Below are 22,693 nucleotides of genomic sequence, written 5' to 3' on the forward strand. Positions count from 1 at the left end.
CTTAAGCCGCTTTTGATTCTTCTGTTGTCTCTTTCGTCTGTGCCAGCCCTTGCGGCACGGGACGAAATCGAAGGTCCTGTATCGGCGAAGATTATCCGGATCATTGACGGCGATACGCTGCTGGTTGCCGCAACACCCTGGCCGCAGCAGACCATGGAAGTCTATGTCCGCATTCGCGGCATAGATGCGCCCGAAATCCATTCGAAATGCGCTGAAATCCGGAAGGCTGGTCTTGAGGCACGAGATGCGCTTGAACAAATGATATCAGGCGTCTCCATTATCCAGCTGAGGGAGATCGCCGGCGACAAATATTTCGGACGAATTCTCGCCAATGTCACCTTCGCGGATGGGCGCAATCCCGCACAGGATCTTCTTTCGGAAGGACTGGTCCGCGCCTATGATGGCGGTCGCAAACCACAGGTTTTCTGCGCGGAAGAATAGGGCCGCTCCTGACGGTGGAGCGGCCCTTTGACTCAAGCCGTAGCCTTGTTCTGCCGGTTAGCGATCAGATCTTCGACAACCGCCGGATCTGCCAGCGTCGAGGTATCGCCAAGCGAACCGAAATCGTCCTCGGCAATCTTGCGCAGGATGCGGCGCATGATCTTGCCGGACCGGGTCTTCGGCAGGCCGGGCGCGAACTGGATTTTGTCGGGTGCTGCAATCGGGCCGATTTCCCCACGCACATGTTTGACAAGCTGCTGGCGCAACTCGTCTGTGCCCTCATTGCCCGCCATCAGCGTGACGTAGCAATAAATGCCCTGGCCTTTGATCGGGTGCGGATAACCAACGACAGCAGCTTCCGAGACGAGATTGTGCGAGACGAGGGCGGATTCGACTTCCGCCGTACCGAGACGATGGCCGGAGACGTTCAGAACATCATCGACGCGGCCGGTGATCCAGTAATAACCGTCTTCGTCGCGGCGGCAGCCGTCACCGGTGAAATACTTGCCCTTATAGGTGGAGAAGTAGGTCTGGATGAAGCGCTCGTGGTCACCATAGACCGTACGCATCTGACCCGGCCAGCTATCGGTGATGCAGAGATTGCCGTCGGCGGCACCGTCCAGCACGTTGCCTTCATTATCGACGAGCTGCGGCTTGACGCCGAAGAAGGGCTTGGTGGCCGAACCAGGCTTGAGGGCGGTGGCGCCCGGCAGCGGCGTAATCATATGGCCGCCAGTTTCCGTCTGCCACCAGGTATCGATCACGGGGCAACGCTTGTCGCCGACGACATTGTAATACCATTCCCAGGCTTCCGGATTGATCGGTTCGCCGACCGTGCCGAGCAGGCGCAGGCTCTCGCGGGAAGAGCGGGTAACGAAATGGTCGCCAGCGCCCATGAGCGAGCGGATCGCCGTTGGCGCCGTGTAGAAGATATTGACCTTGTGCTTGTCGATGATTTCCCAGAAACGGCCTTGGTCCGGAAAATTCGGCACGCCTTCGAACATCAGTGTCGTCGCACAGTTCGCGAGCGGCCCGTAGACGATATAGGAGTGACCGGTAACCCAGCCGACATCGGCCGTGCACCAGTAGATATCGCCGGGGTGGTAATCGAAGACATATTCATGTGTCATCGCCGCATAGACGAGATAACCGCCCGTCGTATGCAGCACGCCCTTCGGTTTGCCTGTAGAGCCCGAAGTGTAGAGGATGAAAAGCGGGTCTTCCGCCCTCATCTTCACTGGCGGGCACTCCGGCTTCACCGTGGCGATTTCCTGATGGTGCCAGAGGTCGCGACCCGGCGCCCAGCCGGTCTTGCCGCCGGTGCGGCGCACGACGAGCACCTTGTTGACCGTGACATGCTGGCGAGCCGCGATATGGATGGCGGTATCTGTATTGTCCTTTAGCGGAACCGGCTTGCCGCCGCGGATACCCTCGTCGCAGGTGATGACGAAGGTGGATTCGCAGTCGACGATACGGCCGGCCAGCGCCTCCGGCGAGAAGCCACCGAAGACGACGGAATGCACCGCGCCGATGCGGGCGCAGGCGAGCATCGCATAGGCCGCTTCCGGGATCATCGGCATGTAGATGGTGACGCGGTCACCCTTCTTGACGCCATGCTTCTTCAGCACGTTCGCCATGCGGCAGACATGCTCGTAGAGCTCGTTATAGGTGATCTTTTTATCGATATAGGGGTTGTCGCCTTCGAAGATGATGGCGGTCTGGTTGCCGTTCGTCTTCAGGTGACGATCTATGCAATTATAGGAAACATTGGTCTGGCCATCCTCGAACCACTTGATCGAGACCTTGCCGGTAAAGGACGTGTTCTTGACCTTGGTATAGGGCTTGAACCAGTCGATGCGCTTGCCGTGTTTACCCCAGAACTTGTCGGGGTTTTCAATGCTTTCCTCGTACCATTGCTCGTACTTGGCCTGATCGATCAGCGCGCGGGTCTTCACCGGTTTGGAAACCGGATAGATCTTCTCCGACATGGGAACTCCTCCTCACAAGGCTATGCAACGGCCGATGGTTTCGACGCAGCGACCGGGACTCGAATTGCGCAATTCATATCAGGTAGTCTGATGACGGCAATTAGACAAAGGTCATTTCATTTCTGAAGAATTGCAATTCTGCGACAGTGCGGTTATATAGCGCCATATTTCCCGGACATTGTGGTGACAATCCACGGACCGCGACCGGCGCGGACGATAGAAGGACTATATCCATGGCTCAACAGCTGCTCATGCCAAAGGCGACTGCCATCTGGCTCGTCGACAATACAGCCCTGTCTTTCGACCAGATCGCTCAGTTTTGCAAACTGCATCCGCTCGAAGTCAAGGCGATTGCCGATGGTGAAGCCGCGCAGGGCATCAAAGGCCTGGACCCGATCGCCACCGGCCAGCTTTCCCGTGATGAAATCGCCCGCGCGGAGGGCAACCCGAACTACAAGCTGAAGCTTTCCGAGCCGAAGGTCCGCGTGCCGGAATCCAAGCGCCGTGGCCCGCGCTATACGCCGGTTTCCAAGCGTCAGGACCGCCCGAACGCCATTCTCTGGCTGGTTCGTAACCATCCGGAACTGAAGGATGCCCAGATCTCGCGTCTCGTCGGCACGACCAAGTCGACGATCGAGCAGATCCGCGAGCGCACCCACTGGAATTCGGCAAACCTGGCACCGATGGACCCCGTCACACTCGGCCTTTGCAGCCAGATCGATCTCGACATGGAAGTGGAAAAGGCATCCAAGGGTCGTCCGCTGCCAACCGCTGCCGAACTCGGAGCAACGCTGCAGTCCGCTCAGGAGACCGAGCGTCTGACGCCGAGCTACGAGCGTGAGGAAGAAAAGGAAATCGACGCCGATGCCGTCTTCCGCAAGCTGAGCTCGCTGCGCTCGACCCCCAAGGACGAGGATGAAGACGATCACTTCTGAGATCGTCATATCCTGAAATGAATAAACCCCGCCAATGGCGGGGTTTTTTGTTGCCGTTCTCCTGCGCGCTACTAGCTGCGGAAGAGCGAGAGAATGTTCTGCGCCGAGGAATTGGCGATCGAGAGAGACTGGATCGCGAGCTGCTGCTGCGTCTGCAGGGCAGAGAGCTTGGAGGACTCTTCTTCCATGTCGGCGTCGACGAGGCGGCCGACACCGGAGTCGATCGAGTCACCCAGAGCGCTGACGAAGGTTTCCTGCAACTGAATTCTGGTCGAAATCGAGCCGAGCTGCGAGCCTGCATTCGTCATGGCCTGGAGCACGAGTTCGACGCCGGAAAGCGCTCCATCGAGCTGGCCCTGAGTGAAGGTGGTGATGTCGAGTGCATAGATCGACGGCATGACGATGGTGACGTTGCCATAAGTGCCGTTGAATGCGGTGCCGATGATGCCGCTCGTCGTCTGGATGGTGCCGTTGCTGTTCATGCCGAACAGCACGTTGCCGAGCGTGCCGGCATTGAGAACATAGTCCGTCATCTTGACCGAAACGGCATTGGAACCGTCACGGACGAAGGAGGAGACGACGCTCTTCGTGCCCGAGGCGCCGGCAACCCAGTTTTCACCGGAGAAGGACGCCGACTGAGCGATGCTTACCAGCTGTTCCTGCAGCTGGTCGATTTCTTCCTGGACCTTGGTCTTGTCGACACCCTTTTCAGTTGCGGCGACGATCTTGGACTTGATTTCGCTGACGACGTCGATGGCGTTGTCCATGGCAGTGTAGGCCGTATCGACCTTTGCAGCGCCGAGGCCGAGAGCGTCGGAGACAGCCGAGAGGGCCTTGTTGTCCGAACGCATGGTCGTTGCGATCGACCAATAAGCAGCGTTGTCGGCAGCTTTGTCGATACGATAGCCCGAGGAGACGCGGCCCTGGGTATCCTTGAGGCTGTCATTTACGCCGCGCAGGGTCTGCAGCGCTGCCATAGCAGCGTTGTTGGTGAGGATGCTTGTCATGTTCCGTTTTCCGCAATCAAAGTGAAAGGGGTCATCCGGACGAGTCCGGTAACGGCGACGCTTCATGCAAAACCCAAGAGAACTGGGTCATTGCCGTTAACGAATGGTTGCGCCCAACATAGTTAATAATTCCTCAATTAGCTTTGCTGAAAATTTAATTTAAGCTCTCGTTAGGGCTTGCGGCGGCAGTCAACCGGCTTTGCAAAAACGCGAGAAATCGGCAAAAATTATTCAATAATTTAAGTATCTTAGGGGAATGCCGCGAACGATGTGTGGCCGAGCATTAACCGGAAAAACCGCCGTCTTAAACTTTTTTTCGTGTTAATGAATATTATCGCTTTCCAAACAACGGCCACCGGATACCTCTTCGAATCATGAGCAATCCTCTGATTCGAAGAGGTCGTTTTCCGCCATTTGTTAACGCGTGCCGAAAATCGCCGAGCCAACGCGCACGCTGGTGGCGCCGAACGCAATGGCAATCTCGTAGTCACCGGACATGCCCATGGAGAGTTTTTTGACGCCGCACTTTTCTGCGAGCTTGGCGAGCAGGGCGAAATGCGGACCGGGATTTTCATCCGCCGGCGGAATACACATCAACCCTTCAATGGCAAGGCCGAGCTCATCGCGACAGAAATTCACGAAAGCTGCCGTATCGTCAGGTGCAATGCCGGCCTTTTGTGTCTCCAGGCCGGTATTGACCTGCACATAGAGACGCAGCGTCTTGCCCTGCCGCTTCATTTCCTCGGCAATGGCGCGCGCGATCTTCTCACGATCAATGGTCTCGATCACGTCGAAGAGCGCAACCGCTTCGGCAGCCTTATTGGATTGCAGCGGACCAATGAGGTGCAGCTCGATGCCGAGCGTTTCCGCCTTCAGTTCCGGCCATTTTCCCTGGCTTTCCTGAACGCGGTTTTCACCGAAGACGCGCTGACCGGCTTCGATCGCCAGGCGAATGGTATCGGCCTCAAAGGTCTTGGAGACCGCCACCAGCTGCACGGAACGTTCCGGACGACCCGCATCCCGCCCCGCTGCAGCAATCCTGGACCATACATCTTTCAACCGCTCTTGAAGTTCCATCGTTTCGTCCCGATAACAGGCATAAATTCATCGGCAATGCACTACTGGGCTGCCGTGGGCTTGCCAAGGCTTCTCTCCGTGAAATCGCCTCATAGCCAAGATCGAACGCGTGAAGCGCCCGCAAAACTTGACGCTTGGTTGGTTTCATGGTGAAGGTCTCGACCAACCTCCCCTGATTTTCCGGAAATTCTGATACATGGCTACCGAACGTTACAATCCGCGCGACGCCGAGCCCCGCTGGCAGCAGAAATGGAATGAGGAAAAGGTCTTCGAGACCGATAACTCCGATCCGCGCGAGAAATATTACGTCCTAGAGATGTTCCCCTATCCGTCGGGCCGTATCCACATGGGTCATGTCCGCAACTACGCCATGGGCGATGTCGTGGCACGCTACAAGCGTGCTCGCGGCTATAACGTCCTTCATCCAATGGGTTGGGACGCCTTTGGCATGCCAGCGGAAAATGCTGCGATGGAGCGCGGCGTACACCCCGCATCCTGGACTTATCAGAACATCGGCTCGATGAAGGCACAGCTGAAGGCGATGGGCCTGTCGCTGGACTGGTCCCGCGAATTCGCGACCTGCGATGTCGAATATTACCAGCAGCAGCAGCATCTCTTCCTGGACTTCCTGGAAAAGGGCCTCGTGTACCGCAAGCAGTCCAAGGTGAACTGGGATCCTGTCGACAACACCGTTCTCGCCAACGAACAGGTCATCGACGGCCGCGGCTGGCGGTCCGGCGCGCTGGTCGAACAGCGCGAACTGACGCAGTGGTTCTTTAAGATCACCGATTTCAGCCAGGACCTGCTGGACGCGCTCGATACGCTCGACCAGTGGCCGGAAAAAGTGCGGCTGATGCAGAAGAACTGGATCGGCCGCTCTGAAGGTCTCACGATCCGCTGGGAGATTGTCCCGGAAACCGCACCTGCCGGCGAAACCGAAGTGGTGGTCTACACGACCCGTCCGGATACGCTGTTCGGCGCCTCCTTCCTGGCGATCGCGGCTGATCATCCGCTCGCCAAGGAGGCCGCGGGAAGGAATGCTGACATCGAGGCCTTCTGCGAGGAATGCCGCCGTGCCGGTACCTCTCTTGCCGCACTCGAGACGGCTGACAAAAAGGGCATGGATACCGGGATCCGTGTGAAGCACCCGCTCGATCCTTCCTGGGAGCTGCCGGTCTACGTCGCCAATTTCGTCTTGCTGGACTACGGCACGGGCGCCATCTTCGGCTGCCCCTCCGGCGACCAGCGAGACCTGGATTTCGCCCGCAAATATGGTCTGCCCGTCGTGCCGGTCGTCATGCCTGAGGACGGCGATGCCGCAAGCTTCACCATCGGCGATGTCGCCTATGACGGCGAGGGCGTGATGATCAACTCGCGCTTCCTTGATGGCAAGACGGCAGACGAAGCTTTCCAGATCGTTGCCGACAAGCTGTCGTCCACTCTGCTCGGCAATGCGCCGCAGGGCGAACGCAAGGTCAATTTCCGCCTGCGCGACTGGGGTATCTCCCGCCAGCGTTACTGGGGCTGCCCCATTCCGGTCATCCATTGCGATGACTGCGGCGTCATACCGGTTCCGAAAAAGGACCTGCCGGTAAAGCTGCCGCAGGATGTGACTTTCGATCAACCCGGTAATCCGCTGGATCGTCACCCGACCTGGCGGCACGTCGCCTGCCCGCAATGCGGCAAGGATGCGCGTCGTGAGACGGACACGATGGACACATTCGTCGATTCCAGCTGGTACTTCACCCGCTTCACGGCACCCTGGGAGAAGCAGCCGACCGACCCGGCTGCGGCCAATCGCTGGCTGCCGGTGGACCAGTATATCGGCGGTATCGAGCACGCGATCCTGCACCTGCTCTATTCGCGTTTTTTCACCCGCGCGATGCGCGAGACAGGCCATGTGGACGTCAAGGAGCCTTTCAAGGGTCTCTTCACCCAGGGGATGGTGGTCCACGAAACCTATAGCCGCGGCGCCGGCATGCATCGCGAATGGATTTCCCCCGCCGATATCCGTATCGAGGAGATTGACGGGAAGCGCAACGCCTATCTGCTGGAAGGCGGCGAAGAAATCACCATCGGCTCGATCGAAAAGATGTCGAAGTCGAAAAAGAACGTCGTGGACCCCGACGATATCATTGCCTCCTACGGCGCCGATACTGCCCGCTTCTTCGTTCTGTCAGACTCTCCGCCCGAGCGCGACGTGATCTGGTCGGAAGCTGGCGTTGAAGGTGCTCACCGCTTCACACAGCGGCTGTGGCGTCTGATTTCGGAAGCGGCTGAAGTGCTCTCCACTGTAGAACCGAAGACCGCGAAAGACGGCGAAGCCCTCGCAATCTCTCAGCTCGCCCACAAGACGCTGAAGGCGGTCCAGAACGACTATGACAGGCTTTGGTTCAACAAAGCAGTCGCCCGCATCTACGAACTCGTCAACGCACTGGCAGGCCCGCTGACGAAGGTCGCAGCCGGTGAAGGCGATGCAGCCTATCGGGCTGCCATCCGAAATGCCGCCGAGATCCTCATCCAGCTCGTTGCGCCCATGACGCCGCATCTGGCTGAGGAATGCTGGATGACCCTTGGCAACAAGGAGCTGATCGCCCATACGGCCTGGCCGGACTATGACCGATCGCTGGTCGTGGAGAACGACGTGATCCTGCCCGTACAAATCAACGGCAAGAAGCGCGCCGAATTGACAATTTCGCGCGACGCAGATCAGAATGCCGTCACCGAAGCCGTGCTGGAATTGGACGCGGTGAAGAGCGCCTTGAACGGCCAGGCACCCAAGAAAATCATCGTGGTTCCACAGAGGATTGTAAACATTGTCGTCTGATTTCGCCCGCAAGCTTGCGCGCCGCGCCGGCATCGTCACGATCCTTGTGTCCACGGCGTTTCTTTCCGCCTGCCAGGTTCGGCCGCTCTATTCCGAAAGCACCGGCGTTACCGAAAAGCTCGGCTCCGTCGGCTTTTCCGAAGCAAGTACACGTGTCGGACAGGTAGTTCGCAATCGTCTGATCTTCCTGGCTTCCCGCGGTGCCGGAGAAGTCGATAAGCCGAATTACATGGTTGATATGCAAGTTTCGTCATACGTTGCCGATACTTTGCTTGTTCAGTCCTCGGATACGTCTCGCGCGGGGCGCGCGACCGTGACGGTCAGCTATACGTTGCGGACGACGAAGGACAGTCAGATCATCAAGGCCGGTAGCCGCTCTGCAACATCTCTGGTTGACTTCCCCAGCCAGGAATTTGCCAAGCAGCGAGCAATTCTCGATGCGGAAAATCGCGCCGCCAATCAGGCGGCCGAATTCGTGGGAGCGGATCTCGCCGCCGCACTCAGCCGCTAAGGGAGCGGTGGCGTGGCGGAAATCAAATCCCATGAGTTCGAAGGGTTTCTGCAGAAATCCGCACGCCTGTACCGCATTTATCTGATCTATGGTCCGGACCGTGGACTCGTTTCCGAGCGCGCCGGTATGATCGCTGGAAAGACGGGCATAGATCAGAACGATCCGTTCTCCGTCACCAAGCTTGATGTCGGCGATCTACAGAAAGAGCCTGGCCGGTTGGTTGATGAAGCCCAATCCATCGGTCTTTTCGGCGGCGAAAAGCTGATATGGGTAAGGGGTGGCGCGAACGAGAAATATCTCGTCGATGCTGTCGCGTTTCTGTCCGGCGCTTCCCTTGAAGCAGTCAGCATCATCATCGAAGCAGGTGATCTGAAAAAGGGATCTGCCTTACGCAAGACAGTCGAGGCTGCTCGTAGCGCAACAGTTGCCATCCCCTGCTATGCTGACGACGGCCGCGCGCTGAACGCGCTGATCGACAACGAACTTTCCGCCGAAGGGTTGGGCATAACGCCTGCTGCCAGGCAAGCTCTCGTCGCGCTGATCGGGGGCGACAGAATTGCTTCCAGAAACGAAATTCGCAAACTGGCGCTCTATTGCCGAGGCGCGGGAACGATCGATGATCATCACGTTACCGAAATAATCGGGGACGCCAGTGCAATTTCGGTCGATGATGCTGTGGATGCGATATTGAGCGGCAACAGCAACAGTTTCCTACATGCGATGCAGAAGATCACCAGTTCCAAAACCTCGGTTTTTCTGGTTCTCCAAGCCTGCCTTCGACAATTTCAGCTTCTCGATACGATGCGCGCGGAGATGGATGACAAGAGACTGCCGCCCGCGCAGATCATGCAGACGTTGGGCAGACATCTTCATTTCCGCCGCAAGCCGATTATAGAGCAGGCATTAAAAAGCTGGAGCGCAGACGCCATCTCGCGTGAAACGAAGCGCCTGCAGGCAGCTGTCCTGCAAACGAGACAGCGTCAGATATTGGAAGACAGCATCGCCATGCAGACGTTGCTCTCCACGACACTGCAGTCGGCAAGACGCCCCCAAGCCTGATCAGCGGCGTTCCAGAAGCCGGCAGACTTCCTCGAGCTGCTCCAGGGACTTGTAGGAGATACGGATCTGACCGCCACTGGCCTTGTGATTGATGGATACATCAAGCCCGAGCGTATCCGATAGCGTGCGCTCCAGAGCCAGCGTATCGGAATCCTTCTGGTTTCTTTGAACAGGCGCGTGTGGCTCTGACTGAGCCTTGATGTCGTTCTGCGCAAGCTTCTCCGCATCGCGCACCGACATGCCCTTGGAAACAATTGTACGCGCGAGTGCGGAGGGGTCTGATGTCGAAACCAACGCACGCGCATGCCCCGCGGAAAGGCTCCCAGCAGCCAGCATGTCCCGAACGGGCTCGGGCAGCTTCAACAGGCGCAACGAATTGGCGACATGGCTGCGGCTCTTGCCGATAATCTCACCGAGATCATTTTGGGTATATCCATATTCGGCGATGAGCTGCTCATAGCCAAGCGCTTCTTCGAGAGCGTTGAGATCGGAGCGTTGAACGTTCTCAACGATCGCAATTTCCAGCGCCGTCTTGTCATCAACATCTCTGATAATAACAGGAATTTCAATCAAACCCGCCAGTTGGGCCGCCCGCCAACGTCTTTCGCCGGCTATGATTTCATAGCGGTCCCGCGCGAGCGTTCTGGCGACGATTGGCTGCACGATCCCATGCTGGCGGATCGAACTCGCAAGGTCGTGAAGCTCGGTGTCATCAAAGAAACGACGAGGGTTGCGAGGGTTGCGAGTGACGAACTCAATAGGGATCATCCGGTCGGCGCTGACCGTAGGCCGCTCCGCCTCGGCCGGAACAGGCTGATCCATTTCACCTATAAGGGCTGCGAGGCCGCGGCCAAGCCGTCTTTTCGATGTATCGTCATTCATGTTTAAAACTCGCTTACTCTGTCATGCACTCTTTCAAGCTGCCAGTCTCTGCCGCTCCCGCTGGATAACTTCCGATGCGAGCTGCAGATAGGCCTGGCTGCCGGCGCACTTGAGATCATAGAGAATAGCCGGCTTGCCGTATGAGGGCGCCTCTGAAACACGGACATTCCGCGGGATAAGTGTGTGATAGACCTTCTCACCGAGATGAGTCCGCACGTCGTTGACGACTTGCTGTGCAAGATTATTGCGAGCATCGAACATCGTCAGCACAATGCCTTGAATATCGAGCTGCGGATTGACCGTTCGGCGGACCTGGTTGACGGTCTCCAGAAGCTGGCTCAGACCTTCAAGCGCGAAGAACTCGCACTGCAGCGGCACCAGCACAGAATGGGCAGCCGCCATCGCATTCATTGTCAGCAGGTTGAAGGAAGGCGGGCAGTCGAGAAGAATGTAAGAAAAAGACACCGCTTCGGGGGACAACAATGCCTTTTTAAGCTTGAAGACGCGATCGCTCTGCTGCGAGATTTCCATCTCGACCCCGAGAAGATCCATCGTCGACGGAACAATGAAGAGATTAGGAACCGCCGTTTCCAACGCGGTCTCGGCGACACCAGCTTGCCCGACCATCAGATCGTAAGAAGAAAGCTTACGATTGCGTCGATCAATACCCAAACCAGTGCTTGCATTGCCCTGTGGGTCCAGATCGATAATCAGCACCCGCTCGCCAATGGCGGCGAGAGCGGTTGCCAAATTGATTGCGGTGGTCGTCTTGCCAACGCCACCCTTTTGATTTGCGATGGTGATAATCCGATTACGTTCGCCAGCCATTGCCGCAATATCCGTTTCGTTAAACCAGGCGCTGGAGACTTGATATTTCGAGAATTACAGAATCTTGCTCAACAGCGCTATTGTGTTCTAGCAGATCAAAAGTCCAGCGGCCATGTGCTTTCTGGATCTCTCTTTGGTAATCCCGGCCTTTATGAAAATATGCGCGATTATTTTCCTTTCCAACCATCCAGGGCGCCGCGTATTCAATCAGCTTATCGAGATCGGCTAGCGCACGGGCGGAAATAGCGTCGCAAGCAGCTATTGCTACCGGCGCATCTTCGATCCTGATAGCGTGCACCTCGCCTCGCGCGCCGGTTTCTCGCAAAGCAGTGCGCAGAAATGCCGCCTTCTTATTGTTGCTCTCCACCAGGTGAACCCAACCTTGTTGCTGTTCGGCCAGGAAGATCGCGGTGATCACACCCGGAAAACCGCCGCCGCTTCCGAGATCGATCCAGGTTTGCGGGTGAGGGGAGATCTGAAATATCTGCGCACTATCCGCGATATGCCGGTTCCACATATCACTCATGGTCGAAGGGGCGATGAGGTTGATCGCCTTGGCCCATTTCGTGAAAAGCTCTGCGAAATATTGCAGACGTTCTTGTGTTTCACGTGAAACACGCAATCCGTTTAATTCCATTCCCGAAGACTCTCAAACCTTGCAGCGACTACGCGACCTGCCCACGAACACTTTCACCGCGACGCAAGTGCACGAGCAAGAGCGAAATCGCCGCTGGCGTCATACCGTCCACTTTCAGAGCCTGAGCGATGTTGGCGGGCTTTTGTGTGTTGAGCTTATTCTTCAGCTCATTCGAGAGTCCCGATAGACTGCTGTAATCAAAGCTCTCAGGAATCAAGCGCGCCTCATCTCGCCGCTGTGCCTCGATGGCCGCGGTCTGACGATCCATATAAACCGAATAGATCGCCTCGATCTCCAGAGCCTCGACAACCTTCTTGGAGAAGGACTTCAGATCTCCCCACACCTGCTCCAACTGCGAAAACGCATATTCGGGATAGGACAGAAGTTCATAGGCAGTTCGGCGCTGGCCGTCGAGATTCAGATTAAGTCCTGCCTTACGCGCTTCATTCGGCGTAACGGATAAAGACTGAAGGAGCGTTCGACCGCTCTCCAACTCGTCTTGATATGCCGCAAAACGAGCTTGGCGTTCACTGGAAACACACCCAAGTTCGATCGCGCCTGGCGTAAGCCTCGCGTCAGCATTATCGGCGCGGAGTGTCAATCGATACTCCGCGCGAGACGTGAACATTCGATACGGCTCCGTAACACCCCGCGTCGTCAGGTCATCAATCATGACGCCGATATAGGAGTTTGTACGACTGAATATAAAAGGTTTGGAATTGCCACTCGACAATGCGGCGTTGAGACCTGCAGCAAGACCTTGGGCGCCGGCTTCCTCATAACCCGTCGTCCCGTTAATCTGACCAGCCAGGAAAAGCCCTGGTAGTTTTTTAACTTCCAATGTTGCTGTCAACTCTCTTGGATCGACATGGTCATATTCAATCGCGTAGCCAGGATGTAATATTTCTACGCGCTCCAAACCAGGAATCGTCCTGATGAACGCGGCTTGAACGTCGGCCGGCAGCGACGTTGAAATCCCGTTTGGATAAACGGTATTGTCGTCAAGCCCTTCAGGTTCCAAGAAAATCTGATGTCCGTCCCTCTCACCAAATTTAACGAGCTTGTCTTCAATCGATGGGCAATATCGCGGACCGACACCTTCGATCTGTCCAGAATACATCGCCGATTTTTGCAGGTTAGAGACGATGATACGGTGCGTCGCCTCTGTCGTTCGCGTTACGCCGCATTCGACCTGTGGATTCACGATCCGATCGGTCATGAAGGAGAACGGCACCAGCTCGTCATCGGCAGTCTGACGCCCGACAGATTCCCAATCAATCGTTTTCCCGTTCAAGCGAGCCGGTGTCCCTGTCTTAAGACGGCCCAGCTTCAAACCCAATTGCAGGAACGTCGTTGAAAGCCCCATCGAAGGTGGCTCCCCGGTGCGGCCTGCAGGTGTCTTCTCATTTCCTATATGGATAAGTCCCCGAAGGAACGTGCCTGTCGTAATAACAACCGACGGGCCTACGATGAGCCTTCCGTCTTTCATTATTACGCCAGCGACTCGATTGCCTTTGATATCCAGATCAAATGCGTCGCCTTCGATCACATCAAGGTTCTCAATTGCCTCGATGGCAGTCAACATGGCGAGTCGATAGAGCCTACGATCGGCTTGGGTGCGCGGACCACGAACCGCTGCACCCTTCTTCTTATTCAACATACGAAACTGGATACCTGCTGCATCAGCAATACGGCCCATAAGACCATCCATCGCATCAATCTCGCGAACAAGATGGCCCTTGCCAAGCCCGCCGATGGCCGGATTGCAGGACATTACGCCGATCGTGTCGCGCCGATGCGTGATCAAGGCAGTTTTTGCGCCCATCCTCGCGGCAGCCGCGGCTGCTTCCGATCCGGCATGACCGCCTCCGATCACGATAACGTCATAACTACTGGCGCTCATGCGCTACTCCACAAAAGGTTTCACGTGAAACTTCTCACGCCGCTGCCACCGGCGTTCCACGTGAATCATTTTCCGATACAAAACTCCGAAAAGATGACGCCAAGAAGATCTTCAACGTCGACCCGTCCGGTGATGCGCCCCAGATGATCACCGGCGAGCCTTAAAGATTCCGCCCTGATCTCCAGGCTTTGCTCTGCCTGATCGATTGCCGCCGATAGGGCAATCAGGCATTTCGAGAGCGAATCCTTATGCCGCTCCCGTGTCGGAACGGATAGAGACAATCCCTCAAACTTCTGTTCGATGAAGGAAGAAACAAAGTCCCGAAGTTCCGGAAGGCCTTCACCTGTCATTGTAGAAATCTGAAGGTCGTATGAAACAGTTGAAGGATATAGGTCCCGCTTGGTGCCGACAATAACATGCGATGAAGCGCGTTCCAAGTCGATAGGATCTATTGGTGATGGCGACCCCATGTCAGTCAGAAAGAGCACGAGATCAGCATTGTTCAACGCCAGCTGTGCTCTCTTGATACCTTCCTGCTCCACTATATCGCCGGTGTCTCTCAGACCCGCTGTGTCATAAAGCTTGACCAGATAGCCATTCAGATTGATATCGACATGAAGCACGTCGCGCGTCGTGCCTGCTATGTCGGTAACGATCGCCACGTCCCTTTGCGCAAACCAGTTCATCAGGCTGGACTTTCCAGCATTGGGCGCCCCGGCAATAACAACTTTAAAACCATCTCGGACAATCTCTCCCATTTCGGCATGAGAAAGATGATCCTCCATCTCTCGCCGAAGCTCCGCCAGCGACACCCAGATCTGATCCGCTACAGAGCCGGGAACATCGTCTTCATCCGGAAAGTCCAGTTCGGCTTCAATCAAAGCGCGGGAGCGCGTAATTCGTTCCGCCCACGAATCGTATAGGCGCGACAGACCGCCCGAGCTCTGCTCCAGCGCTAGGCGACGCTGCATTTCCGTCTCAGCCGCTATAAGGTCCGCTAACCCCTCGACCTCAACGAGGTCAAGCTTGCCGTTCTCAAAGGCGCGACGGCTGAATTCGCCTTCCATTGCAAGTCTGGTTCCGGAGAATGTTGCCAGTTCTCTCGAGAGAGCCGTTATAACTGCTCTGGAACCATGAACTTGGAATTCGGCGGAGTCCTCGCCGGTAAAGGAAGCCGGACCAGGAAAGAAAAGAACCAGCCCGGCATCGATCGGAAAACCGTTCCGAGTCCGAATCGTTCTGTAGGCGGCCGTTCGCGGTGATGGAATCCGACCAACCAGTGCCTCGAGGATAGAACAGGTCTGGGGGCCACTGACACGAACAACCGACACACCTGACGGCGGGGCGCCACTCGAAAGAGCAAATATGGTGTCGTTCCACGTTTCCATATGGTCTTCAGCCTATCGGTTCGTTTCCGAATCAATTCGAAACAGAAAAGGCCGGCAGTCGTGTGAACGACTCACCAGCCTCAGTCTGAGGAATCCGGCTAATAATCAGGTATTCATCGAGTCGAAGAAGTCACCATTATTCTTCGTCTGTTTCAGCTTGTCGATGAGGAATTCAATCGCATCGGTCGTTCCCATCGGAGCGAGGATACGGCGCAGAACGAAGATCTTCTGCAGATCCTGACGCGGAACGAGCAGGTCCTCCTTGCGCGTGCCCGACTTGAGAATATCCATGGCCGGGAAGATACGCTTGTCAGCGACCTTACGGTCGAGAACGATTTCAGAGTTACCGGTGCCCTTGAACTCTTCGAAGATAACTTCGTCCATGCGGCTACCGGTGTCGATGAGAGCCGTTGCAATGATGGTCAGCGAACCACCTTCTTCAATGTTACGTGCTGCACCGAAGAAGCGCTTCGGGCGCTGGAGCGCGTTGGCGTCGACACCACCAGTCAGAACCTTACCGGACGAAGGAACGACGGTATTGTAGGCGCGGCCAAGGCGGGTGATGGAATCGAGCAGGATGACAACGTCGCGGCCGTGCTCCACGAGTCGCTTGGCCTTTTCGATCACCATTTCGGCGACCTGGACGTGCCGAACCGCCGGCTCGTCAAATGTAGAAGAAATAACTTCGCCGCGGACCGAACGCTGCATATCCGTGACTTCTTCCGGACGTTCATCGATCAGCAGAACGATCAGATAGCATTCCGGATGGTTGGCGGTGATTGAGTGAGCGATGTTCTGCAGGAGAACCGTCTTACCCGTACGCGGCGGAGCAACGATCAGGCCGCGCTGTCCCTTGCCGAGAGGCGCCACGAGATCGATCACGCGGGGCGAAAGATCCTTGGAGGTTGGAACATCCAGTTCCATCTTGAAACGGTCGTTCGGATAGAGCGGCGTCAGGTTGTCGAAGTGAACCTTATGACGGATCTTTTCGGGATCATCGAAATTGATTGTGTTGACCTTGAGAAGCGCGAAATAGCGTTCGCCTTCCTTCGGACCGCGGATGGGACCCTCGACCGTATCGCCGGTCTTCAGAGAGAAGCGGCGGATCTGGGAGGGAGAGATGTAGATATCGTCCGGACCGGGCAGATAGTTAGCATTTGCGGAGCGCAGAAACCCGAAACCATCCTGCAGGACTTCAACGACGCCTTCGCCGATAATTTCGATATCCTGACTGGCAAGAACCTTGAGGATTGCAAACATGAGCTCCTGCTTGCGCATCGTGCTCGCATTTTCGACCTCGAGCGATTCGGCAAAAGCCAGAAGATCCGTCGGGGATTTACTCTTAAGTTCCTGAAGCTTCATTTCAGCCATGAAGTGACCAATACTCGTTATTTTATAAGGGGAAAGGCGATGTTGGGTCGTATTCGGTACTGCGAAAGGGGCTCGCAGGCGACTGAACTCTACACACATGCCACGAAGATGAGATGGCCGGAAAATAGCGAGTCGGAACCCGACCCGCAAGGGGGCTGCTTAAAATGACTGAAATTTAACCTCAGCAACCCCTGGGCTTCAAAAAGGCTTCACCACCACCAGGATGACGATGAGGATCATCAGTGCTGTTGGCGCCTCGTTCATGAAGCGCCAGTAACGTGCCGAGCGACGGTTTTCATCCCGTTCGAACGCCCGCACGGCTCTGCTGAAAAAGACATGGACGATTGTCAGGAGGACAACCAACCCGATCTTCGCATGTAGCCAGCCGCCGTGGAAACCATAGACCGACCAGGCGAGATAAAGACCAAGGATCCAGGTCAGCATCATCGCCGGGTTCATGATGATCTTGAGCAGCCGCCGCTCCATCACCTTGAAGGTCTCGGATTGAACCGAGCCAGGTTCTGCATCGGTGTGGTAGATGAAAAGACGAGGCATGTAGAAAAGCCCCGCCATCCACGAGATCACGGCAATGATGTGAAGCGCCTTGATCCAAAGATAGAGATTATCAGGATTCCAGACGAACAGTCCGACAGCCAGAAGAGCGAAGAAGGCCAGCGCAAAATGGGCACGCCGGCGGGCATAGGCACCCGGCTTTTGATCCGTCTGCTTTTCCATCACGCAGCACCCATGCCACGCACGCGATCGACAAGAAGGCGTACATTCTCCGGATCCGCTTGCGGCGTGATGCCATGACCGAGATTGAAGATCAGCGGTCCGTTTCCGAGCGCTTGAAGAATATCGTCGATACCTTCCTCCAGCGAACGACCGCCAGCCACGACACGCATCGGATCGAGATTGCCCTGCACGGGTCCGTCCCTCTGCAGCTCGGCCGCAAAGGCAAGTGGTACGGACCAATCGAGCCCGATCGCATCCGCTCCGGTTTTCTGCCGGTAAGTCTTGAGCATGTAGCCCGCGCCTTTGGCAAAGGCGATGATCCGCGCCTGCGGCCGCCGTGCCCTGATCGAAGCGATCATGCGCGTCACGGGACGGATTGCGAAAGCTTCAAATTCCCTCTCGCCGAGAACACCGGCCCAGGAATCGAAGATTTGCACCGCATCAGCGCCAGCATCGATCTGCGCCACGAGATAATCTGCAGAGACATCCGCGAGCAGCGTCAACAGATATTCGAAGGCGCGCGGATGCCTGTAGGCGAAGAGGCGAGCGGGTGCCTGATCCGGCGTGCCATGACCAGCAATCATGTATGTCGCAACCGTCCAGGGCGCGCCACAGAAGCCAAGGAGGGTTGTCTCGGTGGGCAGCTCATTCCTCAGGCGCTTCACCGTCTCCAGAACTGGCTGCAGGTAATCGACAACGCTTTCTCCATCCAGGCCGGCGATACCCGCCTCGTCGATCGGATCCATCTCAGGGCCATGCCCCTCGGTAAAGCGTACATTGCGCTTCATCGCATCGGGGATGACCAGGATATCAGAAAACAGGATGGCGGCATCAAAGCCATAGCGGCGTATCGGCTGAAGCGTGACCTCGACGGCATGATCAGGCGAATAACAGAGATCGAGGAAACTTCCCGCCTTCGCGCGCGTTTCCCTGTACTCGGGCAGATATCGACCCGCCTGCCTCATGAGCCAGAGGGGTGGGGGCGTCAGGGTCTCGCCATCAAGAACCCGCATAATTTTCCGGCGCGTTTCGCTCAAGCGCTTCTTCCCTATAAAAATACAAAGATATTTTAAAAGGTTTCTATTTCTTAGAGTCGGTGTCTATCAAGGATTAAAATCCATCCACCGACAGCGCGATTTGTCACGCAGGCTCGGTTAGCGGGAACCAAGATTCGTATATTTGCGCTTAAAGCGGTAGGAAACTCGAATCCCGCAGAGATTCCAGAAGCTTCCAGGAATTCATTTTGTCACCCATCTTGTGGATAAGCTGTGCATTGTTTTGGGAAGCATAACCACAGTCCCCACACTCCACAGGTATCTCTGAAACGACCTCCGAAAGTTCCGGATGTGGATAAGGAGGCATGTTTTCCCTTGCCTCGATCCCGGCCACGCCATTAGCTCTTCGCTGTCCAGTCTTTTCAACAGGCAGCGGAAAATAGCGTGGAGAACAGAACGAACTTCTTCCATCTGCATCTGATTTCTGACTCGACCGGGGAGACTCTGATCTCCGCCGGCCGTGCCGCGTCGGCGCAGTTCAAGTCTTCTCAGCCGATCGAACACGTCTATCCGCTGATCAGAAACCGCAAGCAGCTGATGCCGGTGCTTCAGGCGATCGACAGTGAACCCGGCATTGTTCTCTACACGATCGTCGATCCGGAGCTTGCCAGCATCATTGATGAACGCTGCGCAGAAATGGGCGTGGCCTCGGTCAATGTTTTGGAACCGGTTATCGGCGCGTTCCAGATCTATCTCGGCGCTCCCTCCAGAAGGCGGGTCGGCGCTCAGCACGTGATGAACGCCGGCTACTTCGCGCGCATCGAAGCGCTGAATTTCACGATGGACCATGATGATGGTCAGATGCCGGAGGATTATAATGAGGCCGACGTCGTCATCGTCGGCATCAGCCGTACGTCGAAGACGCCGACCAGCATTTATCTCGCAAACCGTGGCATCAAGACCGCGAATATCCCGATCGTCTATGGCGTGCCCTTGCCCGAGGCTTTGGCGGCAGCGACCAAACCGCTGATAGTCTGCCTCATCGCCACCACGGATCGGATTTCTCAAGTCCGTGAAAATCGTCTGCTCGGATCGACGCCGGGTTTCGACCAGGAACACTATACCGACCGTGCAGCAATCTCGGAGGAGCTGAAGTATGCGCGCTCTCTTTGTGCCCGCCATAACTGGCCGATGATCGACGTCACTCGGCGCTCGATCGAGGAAACGGCTGCGGCGATCGTTGCCCTGCGGCCGAAGCTGCGTTAAGCGCTGAACAACTGAATCGCTCCCGAGGAACTGGGATGACACCAAAGCTCGTTCTCGCATCGTCGAGCCCATTCCGGCGGATGCTGATGGAAAATGCCGGTCTGGCTTTTGAAGCGCATGCCGCTCACATCGATGAGCGGGCAATCGAGGCTCCTCTGGAAAAATCGGGCGCCACACCCGATCAGGTGGCGCTCGTTCTTGCCGAAGCAAAGGCGGATGAGGTCAGCCGGCGCTTCGGCGGTGCACTCGTCATCGGCTCGGATCAGACGATGTCGCTTGGCGCTCAGGTCTTTCACAAGCCGAAGGATATGGCGGATGCAGCCAATCATCTGAGCATGCTTGGCGGCAGAACACACAGCTTGAACAGCGCGATTGCGATTGTCAGAGATGGCGGAGTCCTATGGCAACACGTGGCGCATGCGGAACTGACGATGCGTCCGCTGACCGATGATTTTATCGCGCGCCATCTCAAGCGCGTGGGACCAAAGGCTCTGGCAAGCGTCGGTGCCTATCAGCTTGAGGGGGAAGGGATCCAGCTGTTCGAGAAGATCGACGGAGATTATTTCACGATCCTCGGTCTGCCGATGTTGCCTCTCCTCGCAAAACTCCGGGAACTGGATGCGATCGATGGATGATTCACGTGAAACACATGGGCCGAAAGCGTTTGTCACGGGTTTTCCCGTCAAGCATTCGCGCTCACCATTGATCCACGGCTACTGGCTGAAGACGCTCGATCTGCCCGGCAGCTATCGGGCGCATGAGGTTGCCCCGGAAATCTTTGCGGATTTCATCGCCTCGTTAAGGAACGGCAGTGCCGGTTTCGTTGGCGGCAATGTCACGATTCCGCACAAGGAGATGGCGTTCAAACTGGCGGACCAACCGGATGAGCTTTCGGAAGAACTCGGCGCATCGAATACGCTGTGGCTGGAGGATGGAAAACTTCTTGCGACGAACACGGACGGCCGCGGCTTTACCGCCAATCTCGATGAACGCCATCCCGGCTGGGACCGACATGACCGAGTCGTCATCTTCGGTGCCGGCGGTGCAAGTCGCGCTGTCATTCAGGCGGTCCGCGACCGCGGCTTCAAAGAAATCCACGTCGTCAACCGCACAGTCGAGCGGGCGCAGGAACTGGCCGACCGCTTCGGCCCGAAGGTCCATGCGCATCCGACCGCAGCACTCGCCGAAGTAATGACCGGGGCGGGGCTGTTCATCAACACCACCTCTCTCGGCATGGATGGAGAGGCGGCACCCGCCATTGATTTCTCGCCAATGCTTTCGGACGCAGTCGTCACGGATATTGTCTATGTGCCGCTGAAAACACCGATCCTCGCACAGGCAGAGGAACAAGGTTTTGCCATCGTAGATGGCCTCGGCATGCTCCTGCACCAGGCGGTTCCGGGATTTGAAAAATGGTTCGGCATGCGGCCTGTCGTTGATGAAACGCTGCGCGCATTGATAACAGCGGATATGGAAAAACACTGATGCTGAAGATCGGCCTCACTGGCTCCATCGGAATGGGCAAGTCGACGGCGGCGAAGCTCTTTGCCGAGGCCGGCGTCGCGGTCAACGATTCTGACGCTGTTGTGCACGATCTCTATGCGGGTGAAGCGGCACCTCTGGTCGATGCAGCTTTCCCCGGCACGATGAAGAACGGTACCGTCGACCGTCAGGAACTTGGCCGGCAACTCGCTCGAGATCCAGCTGGCTTCAAGCGGCTCGAACAGATTGTTCATCCCTTGGTGCGCAAGCGGGAGAGTGAATTCCTGGCACGGCAGGAGGCCGCGGGAGCAGATATGGTCCTGCTCGACATCCCTCTGCTTTTCGAAACCGACGCCGATCAGAGGGTGGATGTTATTGTCGTCGTCAGCGCCGATCCACAGATTCAGCGGGAGAGGGTGCTTGCGCGGCCGAACATGACGGAAGAAAAATTCAATATGATTCTCTCCCGCCAGATATCAGATACAGAAAAACGCCGTCGGGCCGACTACATCGTGGATAGCAGCCACAGCATCGAGACGACAAGAAAACAGGTGGCAGATATCGTCGCCGACTTGAAGAAGCGGATAGCGAAGGAAGAAGTCCCACATGCGTGAGATCATTTTCGATACGGAAACCACCGGCCTCGACAACCGCATGGACCGCATCATCGAAATCGGCGGTATTGAACTCTTCAATCATTTTCCGACAGGAAGGACGCTCCACCTCTTCGTCAATCCGGGTGATCAGAAGGTTCATCCCGATGCGCTCGCCGTCCACGGCATCAGCGACGAATTCCTGAAGGACAAGCCGCCTTTTGCCGATGTCTTCGAGCAGATTCTGGAATTCTTCGGCGACGGCAAGTGGATCGCCCACAACGCCACTTTCGACATGGGCTTTGTGAATGCCGAGCTTGCCAGGCTCGGCATTCCGCCGATCCTGCCGGATCGCGTCGTCGACACGCTCTCGCTTGCCCGGCGCAAGCATCCAATGGGGCCGAACTCGCTCGATGCTCTCTGCCGCCGTTACGGCATCGACAACTCGCACCGTACCAAACACGGCGCTCTCCTCGACTCCGAACTTCTCGCCGAAGTCTATATCGAGATGATCGGCGGCCGGCAGGCTGCACTGGGGCTCGGCGTTGCGGGATCTGCGAGCCAGAACAAGAGCGATGCCGAGGTGGAAGAAGTCGTCGTCGCTGCCATCATGGAGAGGCCGCGGTCGTTGGCGCCGCGATTGAGCGAAGCGGAAGTTGAGGCACATGACGCTCTCATCGCCAAGCTTGGTCAAAAGGCCGTCTGGTCGAAATACGATCAGCTCAACTGAAAATAAAAATGCCCGGGTTTGCCCGGGCATTTGAGTTC

21 protein-coding genes are annotated in these 22,693 nt (G+C 56.6%); 10 read left to right on the forward strand and 11 right to left on the reverse strand.

The features are described from left to right. Nucleotides 1–24 precede the first annotated feature (24 nt). Nucleotides 25–441, forward strand: coding sequence for a thermonuclease family protein (locus AB8B33_RS22260; RefSeq protein ID WP_439016907.1), 417 nt, complete (start codon nucleotides 25–27; stop codon nucleotides 439–441). Nucleotides 442–473: 32 nt separating this feature from the next. On the opposite strand, the gene acs is transcribed toward AB8B33_RS22260, so the two are convergent. Then, a complete protein-coding gene (gene acs / locus AB8B33_RS22265; protein WP_439016908.1) occupies nucleotides 474–2,429 on the reverse strand; it encodes an acetate--CoA ligase in 1,956 nt (651 codons plus the stop codon). A gap of 233 nt (nucleotides 2,430–2,662) precedes the next feature. On the opposite strand from acs, the gene AB8B33_RS22270 reads away from it, so the two are divergent. Then, complete coding sequence (locus AB8B33_RS22270) at nucleotides 2,663–3,364, forward strand: DUF1013 domain-containing protein (protein WP_037102176.1); 702 nt, start codon at nucleotides 2,663–2,665, stop codon at nucleotides 3,362–3,364. A 71-nt stretch (nucleotides 3,365–3,435) separates the two neighbouring features. Here the strand turns inward: AB8B33_RS22270 and AB8B33_RS22275 are convergent, their stop codons facing one another. After that, on the reverse strand, nucleotides 3,436–4,371 hold the full coding sequence (locus tag AB8B33_RS22275) for a flagellin N-terminal helical domain-containing protein (protein WP_439016909.1): 936 nt from the start codon (nucleotides 4,369–4,371) through the stop codon (nucleotides 3,436–3,438). Between the two features lie 417 nt (nucleotides 4,372–4,788). Further along, nucleotides 4,789–5,448, reverse strand: a complete 660-nt coding sequence (locus AB8B33_RS22280) for a YggS family pyridoxal phosphate-dependent enzyme (RefSeq protein WP_439016910.1) — start codon at nucleotides 5,446–5,448, stop codon at nucleotides 4,789–4,791. A gap of 196 nt (nucleotides 5,449–5,644) precedes the next feature. On the opposite strand from AB8B33_RS22280, the gene leuS reads away from it, so the two are divergent. The 3 genes from leuS to holA are packed head-to-tail and all read left to right on the forward strand — an operon-like array spanning nucleotide 5,645 to nucleotide 9,845. Then, nucleotides 5,645–8,275 carry a leucine--tRNA ligase gene (gene leuS, locus AB8B33_RS22285; RefSeq protein ID WP_439016911.1) on the forward strand — a complete coding sequence of 877 codons (2,631 nt, stop codon included), beginning with the start codon at nucleotides 5,645–5,647 and terminating at the stop codon, nucleotides 8,273–8,275. Then, nucleotides 8,265–8,786 (forward strand): LPS assembly lipoprotein LptE, encoded by a 522-nt coding sequence (lptE, locus tag AB8B33_RS22290; protein WP_113322184.1) that lies wholly within the window; start codon nucleotides 8,265–8,267, stop codon nucleotides 8,784–8,786. Before leuS ends, lptE begins: the two co-directional genes overlap by 11 nt. A 12-nt stretch (nucleotides 8,787–8,798) precedes the next feature. Next, complete coding sequence (gene holA / locus AB8B33_RS22295; protein WP_439016912.1) at nucleotides 8,799–9,845, forward strand: DNA polymerase III subunit delta; 1,047 nt, start codon at nucleotides 8,799–8,801, stop codon at nucleotides 9,843–9,845. Here holA and AB8B33_RS22300 read toward each other — a convergent pair whose 3' ends face one another. The 8 genes from AB8B33_RS22300 to hemE form a co-directional block, all read right to left on the reverse strand. Then, nucleotides 9,846–10,727, reverse strand: coding sequence for a ParB/RepB/Spo0J family partition protein (locus AB8B33_RS22300; RefSeq protein WP_439016913.1), 882 nt, complete (start codon nucleotides 10,725–10,727; stop codon nucleotides 9,846–9,848). Between the two features lie 33 nt (nucleotides 10,728–10,760). Then, nucleotides 10,761–11,555: a ParA family protein gene (locus AB8B33_RS22305; RefSeq protein ID WP_439016914.1), complete on the reverse strand. Its 795-nt coding sequence runs from the start codon at nucleotides 11,553–11,555 to the stop codon at nucleotides 10,761–10,763. Nucleotides 11,556–11,574: 19 nt separating this feature from the next. Then, nucleotides 11,575–12,192: a 16S rRNA (guanine(527)-N(7))-methyltransferase RsmG gene (rsmG, locus tag AB8B33_RS22310; RefSeq protein ID WP_113322180.1), complete on the reverse strand. Its 618-nt coding sequence runs from the start codon at nucleotides 12,190–12,192 to the stop codon at nucleotides 11,575–11,577. A 28-nt stretch (nucleotides 12,193–12,220) separates the two neighbouring features. Next, a complete protein-coding gene (gene mnmG, locus AB8B33_RS22315; protein ID WP_439016915.1) occupies nucleotides 12,221–14,095 on the reverse strand; it encodes a tRNA uridine-5-carboxymethylaminomethyl(34) synthesis enzyme MnmG in 1,875 nt (624 codons plus the stop codon). A gap of 65 nt (nucleotides 14,096–14,160) precedes the next feature. Then, nucleotides 14,161–15,483: a tRNA uridine-5-carboxymethylaminomethyl(34) synthesis GTPase MnmE gene (gene mnmE, locus AB8B33_RS22320; RefSeq protein WP_439016916.1), complete on the reverse strand. Its 1,323-nt coding sequence runs from the start codon at nucleotides 15,481–15,483 to the stop codon at nucleotides 14,161–14,163. Nucleotides 15,484–15,588: 105 nt separating this feature from the next. After that, a complete protein-coding gene (gene rho / locus AB8B33_RS22325) occupies nucleotides 15,589–16,854 on the reverse strand; it encodes a transcription termination factor Rho (RefSeq protein ID WP_113322177.1) in 1,266 nt (421 codons plus the stop codon). A gap of 198 nt (nucleotides 16,855–17,052) precedes the next feature. Beyond that, complete coding sequence (gene hemJ / locus AB8B33_RS22330; RefSeq protein ID WP_007813813.1) at nucleotides 17,053–17,589, reverse strand: protoporphyrinogen oxidase HemJ; 537 nt, start codon at nucleotides 17,587–17,589, stop codon at nucleotides 17,053–17,055. After that, the gene (gene hemE / locus AB8B33_RS22335) at nucleotides 17,589–18,626 is read right to left on the reverse strand and encodes a uroporphyrinogen decarboxylase (RefSeq protein ID WP_439016917.1); all 1,038 of its coding nucleotides are present in this window, start codon (nucleotides 18,624–18,626) and stop codon (nucleotides 17,589–17,591) included. The genes hemJ and hemE overlap by 1 nt, the downstream gene beginning before the upstream one ends. Nucleotides 18,627–19,028: 402 nt before the next feature. Here hemE and AB8B33_RS22340 point away from each other — a divergent pair, with 402 nt between their 5' ends. Genes AB8B33_RS22340 through dnaQ form a run of 5 tightly spaced genes read left to right on the forward strand, consistent with a single transcriptional unit; the run spans nucleotide 19,029 to nucleotide 22,655 of the window. Next, nucleotides 19,029–19,850, forward strand: coding sequence for a pyruvate, water dikinase regulatory protein (locus AB8B33_RS22340; RefSeq protein WP_007813808.1), 822 nt, complete (start codon nucleotides 19,029–19,031; stop codon nucleotides 19,848–19,850). 35 nt (nucleotides 19,851–19,885) lie between these two features. Beyond that, on the forward strand, nucleotides 19,886–20,485 hold the full coding sequence (locus AB8B33_RS22345) for a Maf-like protein (protein ID WP_439016918.1): 600 nt from the start codon (nucleotides 19,886–19,888) through the stop codon (nucleotides 20,483–20,485). After that, a complete protein-coding gene (locus AB8B33_RS22350) occupies nucleotides 20,478–21,335 on the forward strand; it encodes a shikimate dehydrogenase (protein ID WP_439016919.1) in 858 nt (285 codons plus the stop codon). Before AB8B33_RS22345 ends, AB8B33_RS22350 begins: the two co-directional genes overlap by 8 nt. Then, nucleotides 21,335–21,946, forward strand: coding sequence for a dephospho-CoA kinase (gene coaE / locus AB8B33_RS22355; RefSeq protein ID WP_113322171.1), 612 nt, complete (start codon nucleotides 21,335–21,337; stop codon nucleotides 21,944–21,946). The genes AB8B33_RS22350 and coaE overlap by 1 nt, the downstream gene beginning before the upstream one ends. After that, complete coding sequence (gene dnaQ / locus AB8B33_RS22360) at nucleotides 21,939–22,655, forward strand: DNA polymerase III subunit epsilon (protein WP_439016920.1); 717 nt, start codon at nucleotides 21,939–21,941, stop codon at nucleotides 22,653–22,655. Before coaE ends, dnaQ begins: the two co-directional genes overlap by 8 nt. The last annotated feature ends 38 nt before the right edge of the window (nucleotides 22,656–22,693 follow it).

The sequence above is a fragment of the Rhizobium sp. 768_B6_N1_8 genome (genome assembly GCF_051811225.1).
Taxonomy (GTDB): domain Bacteria; phylum Pseudomonadota; class Alphaproteobacteria; order Rhizobiales; family Rhizobiaceae; genus Rhizobium.

Excerpts from the sequence above, each read along its gene's own strand:
- acs (WP_439016908.1), bottom strand. The coding sequence starts at position 2,429 with ATGTCGGAGAAGATCTATCCGGTTTCCAAACCGGTGAAGACCCGCGCG.
- AB8B33_RS22270 (WP_037102176.1), top strand. The coding sequence starts at position 2,663 with ATGGCTCAACAGCTGCTCATGCCAAAGGCGACTGCCATCTGGCTCGTC.
- AB8B33_RS22275 (WP_439016909.1), bottom strand. The coding sequence starts at position 4,371 with ATGACAAGCATCCTCACCAACAACGCTGCTATGGCAGCGCTGCAGACC.
- AB8B33_RS22280 (WP_439016910.1), bottom strand. The coding sequence starts at position 5,448 with ATGGAACTTCAAGAGCGGTTGAAAGATGTATGGTCCAGGATTGCTGCA.
- leuS (WP_439016911.1), top strand. The coding sequence starts at position 5,645 with ATGGCTACCGAACGTTACAATCCGCGCGACGCCGAGCCCCGCTGGCAG.
- AB8B33_RS22300 (WP_439016913.1), bottom strand. The coding sequence starts at position 10,727 with ATGAATGACGATACATCGAAAAGACGGCTTGGCCGCGGCCTCGCAGCC.
- AB8B33_RS22305 (WP_439016914.1), bottom strand. The coding sequence starts at position 11,555 with ATGGCTGGCGAACGTAATCGGATTATCACCATCGCAAATCAAAAGGGT.
- rsmG (WP_113322180.1), bottom strand. The coding sequence starts at position 12,192 with ATGGAATTAAACGGATTGCGTGTTTCACGTGAAACACAAGAACGTCTG.
- mnmG (WP_439016915.1), bottom strand. The coding sequence starts at position 14,095 with ATGAGCGCCAGTAGTTATGACGTTATCGTGATCGGAGGCGGTCATGCC.
- mnmE (WP_439016916.1), bottom strand. The coding sequence starts at position 15,483 with ATGGAAACGTGGAACGACACCATATTTGCTCTTTCGAGTGGCGCCCCG.
- rho (WP_113322177.1), bottom strand. The coding sequence starts at position 16,854 with ATGGCTGAAATGAAGCTTCAGGAACTTAAGAGTAAATCCCCGACGGAT.
- hemJ (WP_007813813.1), bottom strand. The coding sequence starts at position 17,589 with ATGGAAAAGCAGACGGATCAAAAGCCGGGTGCCTATGCCCGCCGGCGT.
- AB8B33_RS22345 (WP_439016918.1), top strand. The coding sequence starts at position 19,886 with ATGACACCAAAGCTCGTTCTCGCATCGTCGAGCCCATTCCGGCGGATG.
- AB8B33_RS22350 (WP_439016919.1), top strand. The coding sequence starts at position 20,478 with ATGGATGATTCACGTGAAACACATGGGCCGAAAGCGTTTGTCACGGGT.
- coaE (WP_113322171.1), top strand. The coding sequence starts at position 21,335 with ATGCTGAAGATCGGCCTCACTGGCTCCATCGGAATGGGCAAGTCGACG.
- dnaQ (WP_439016920.1), top strand. The coding sequence starts at position 21,939 with ATGCGTGAGATCATTTTCGATACGGAAACCACCGGCCTCGACAACCGC.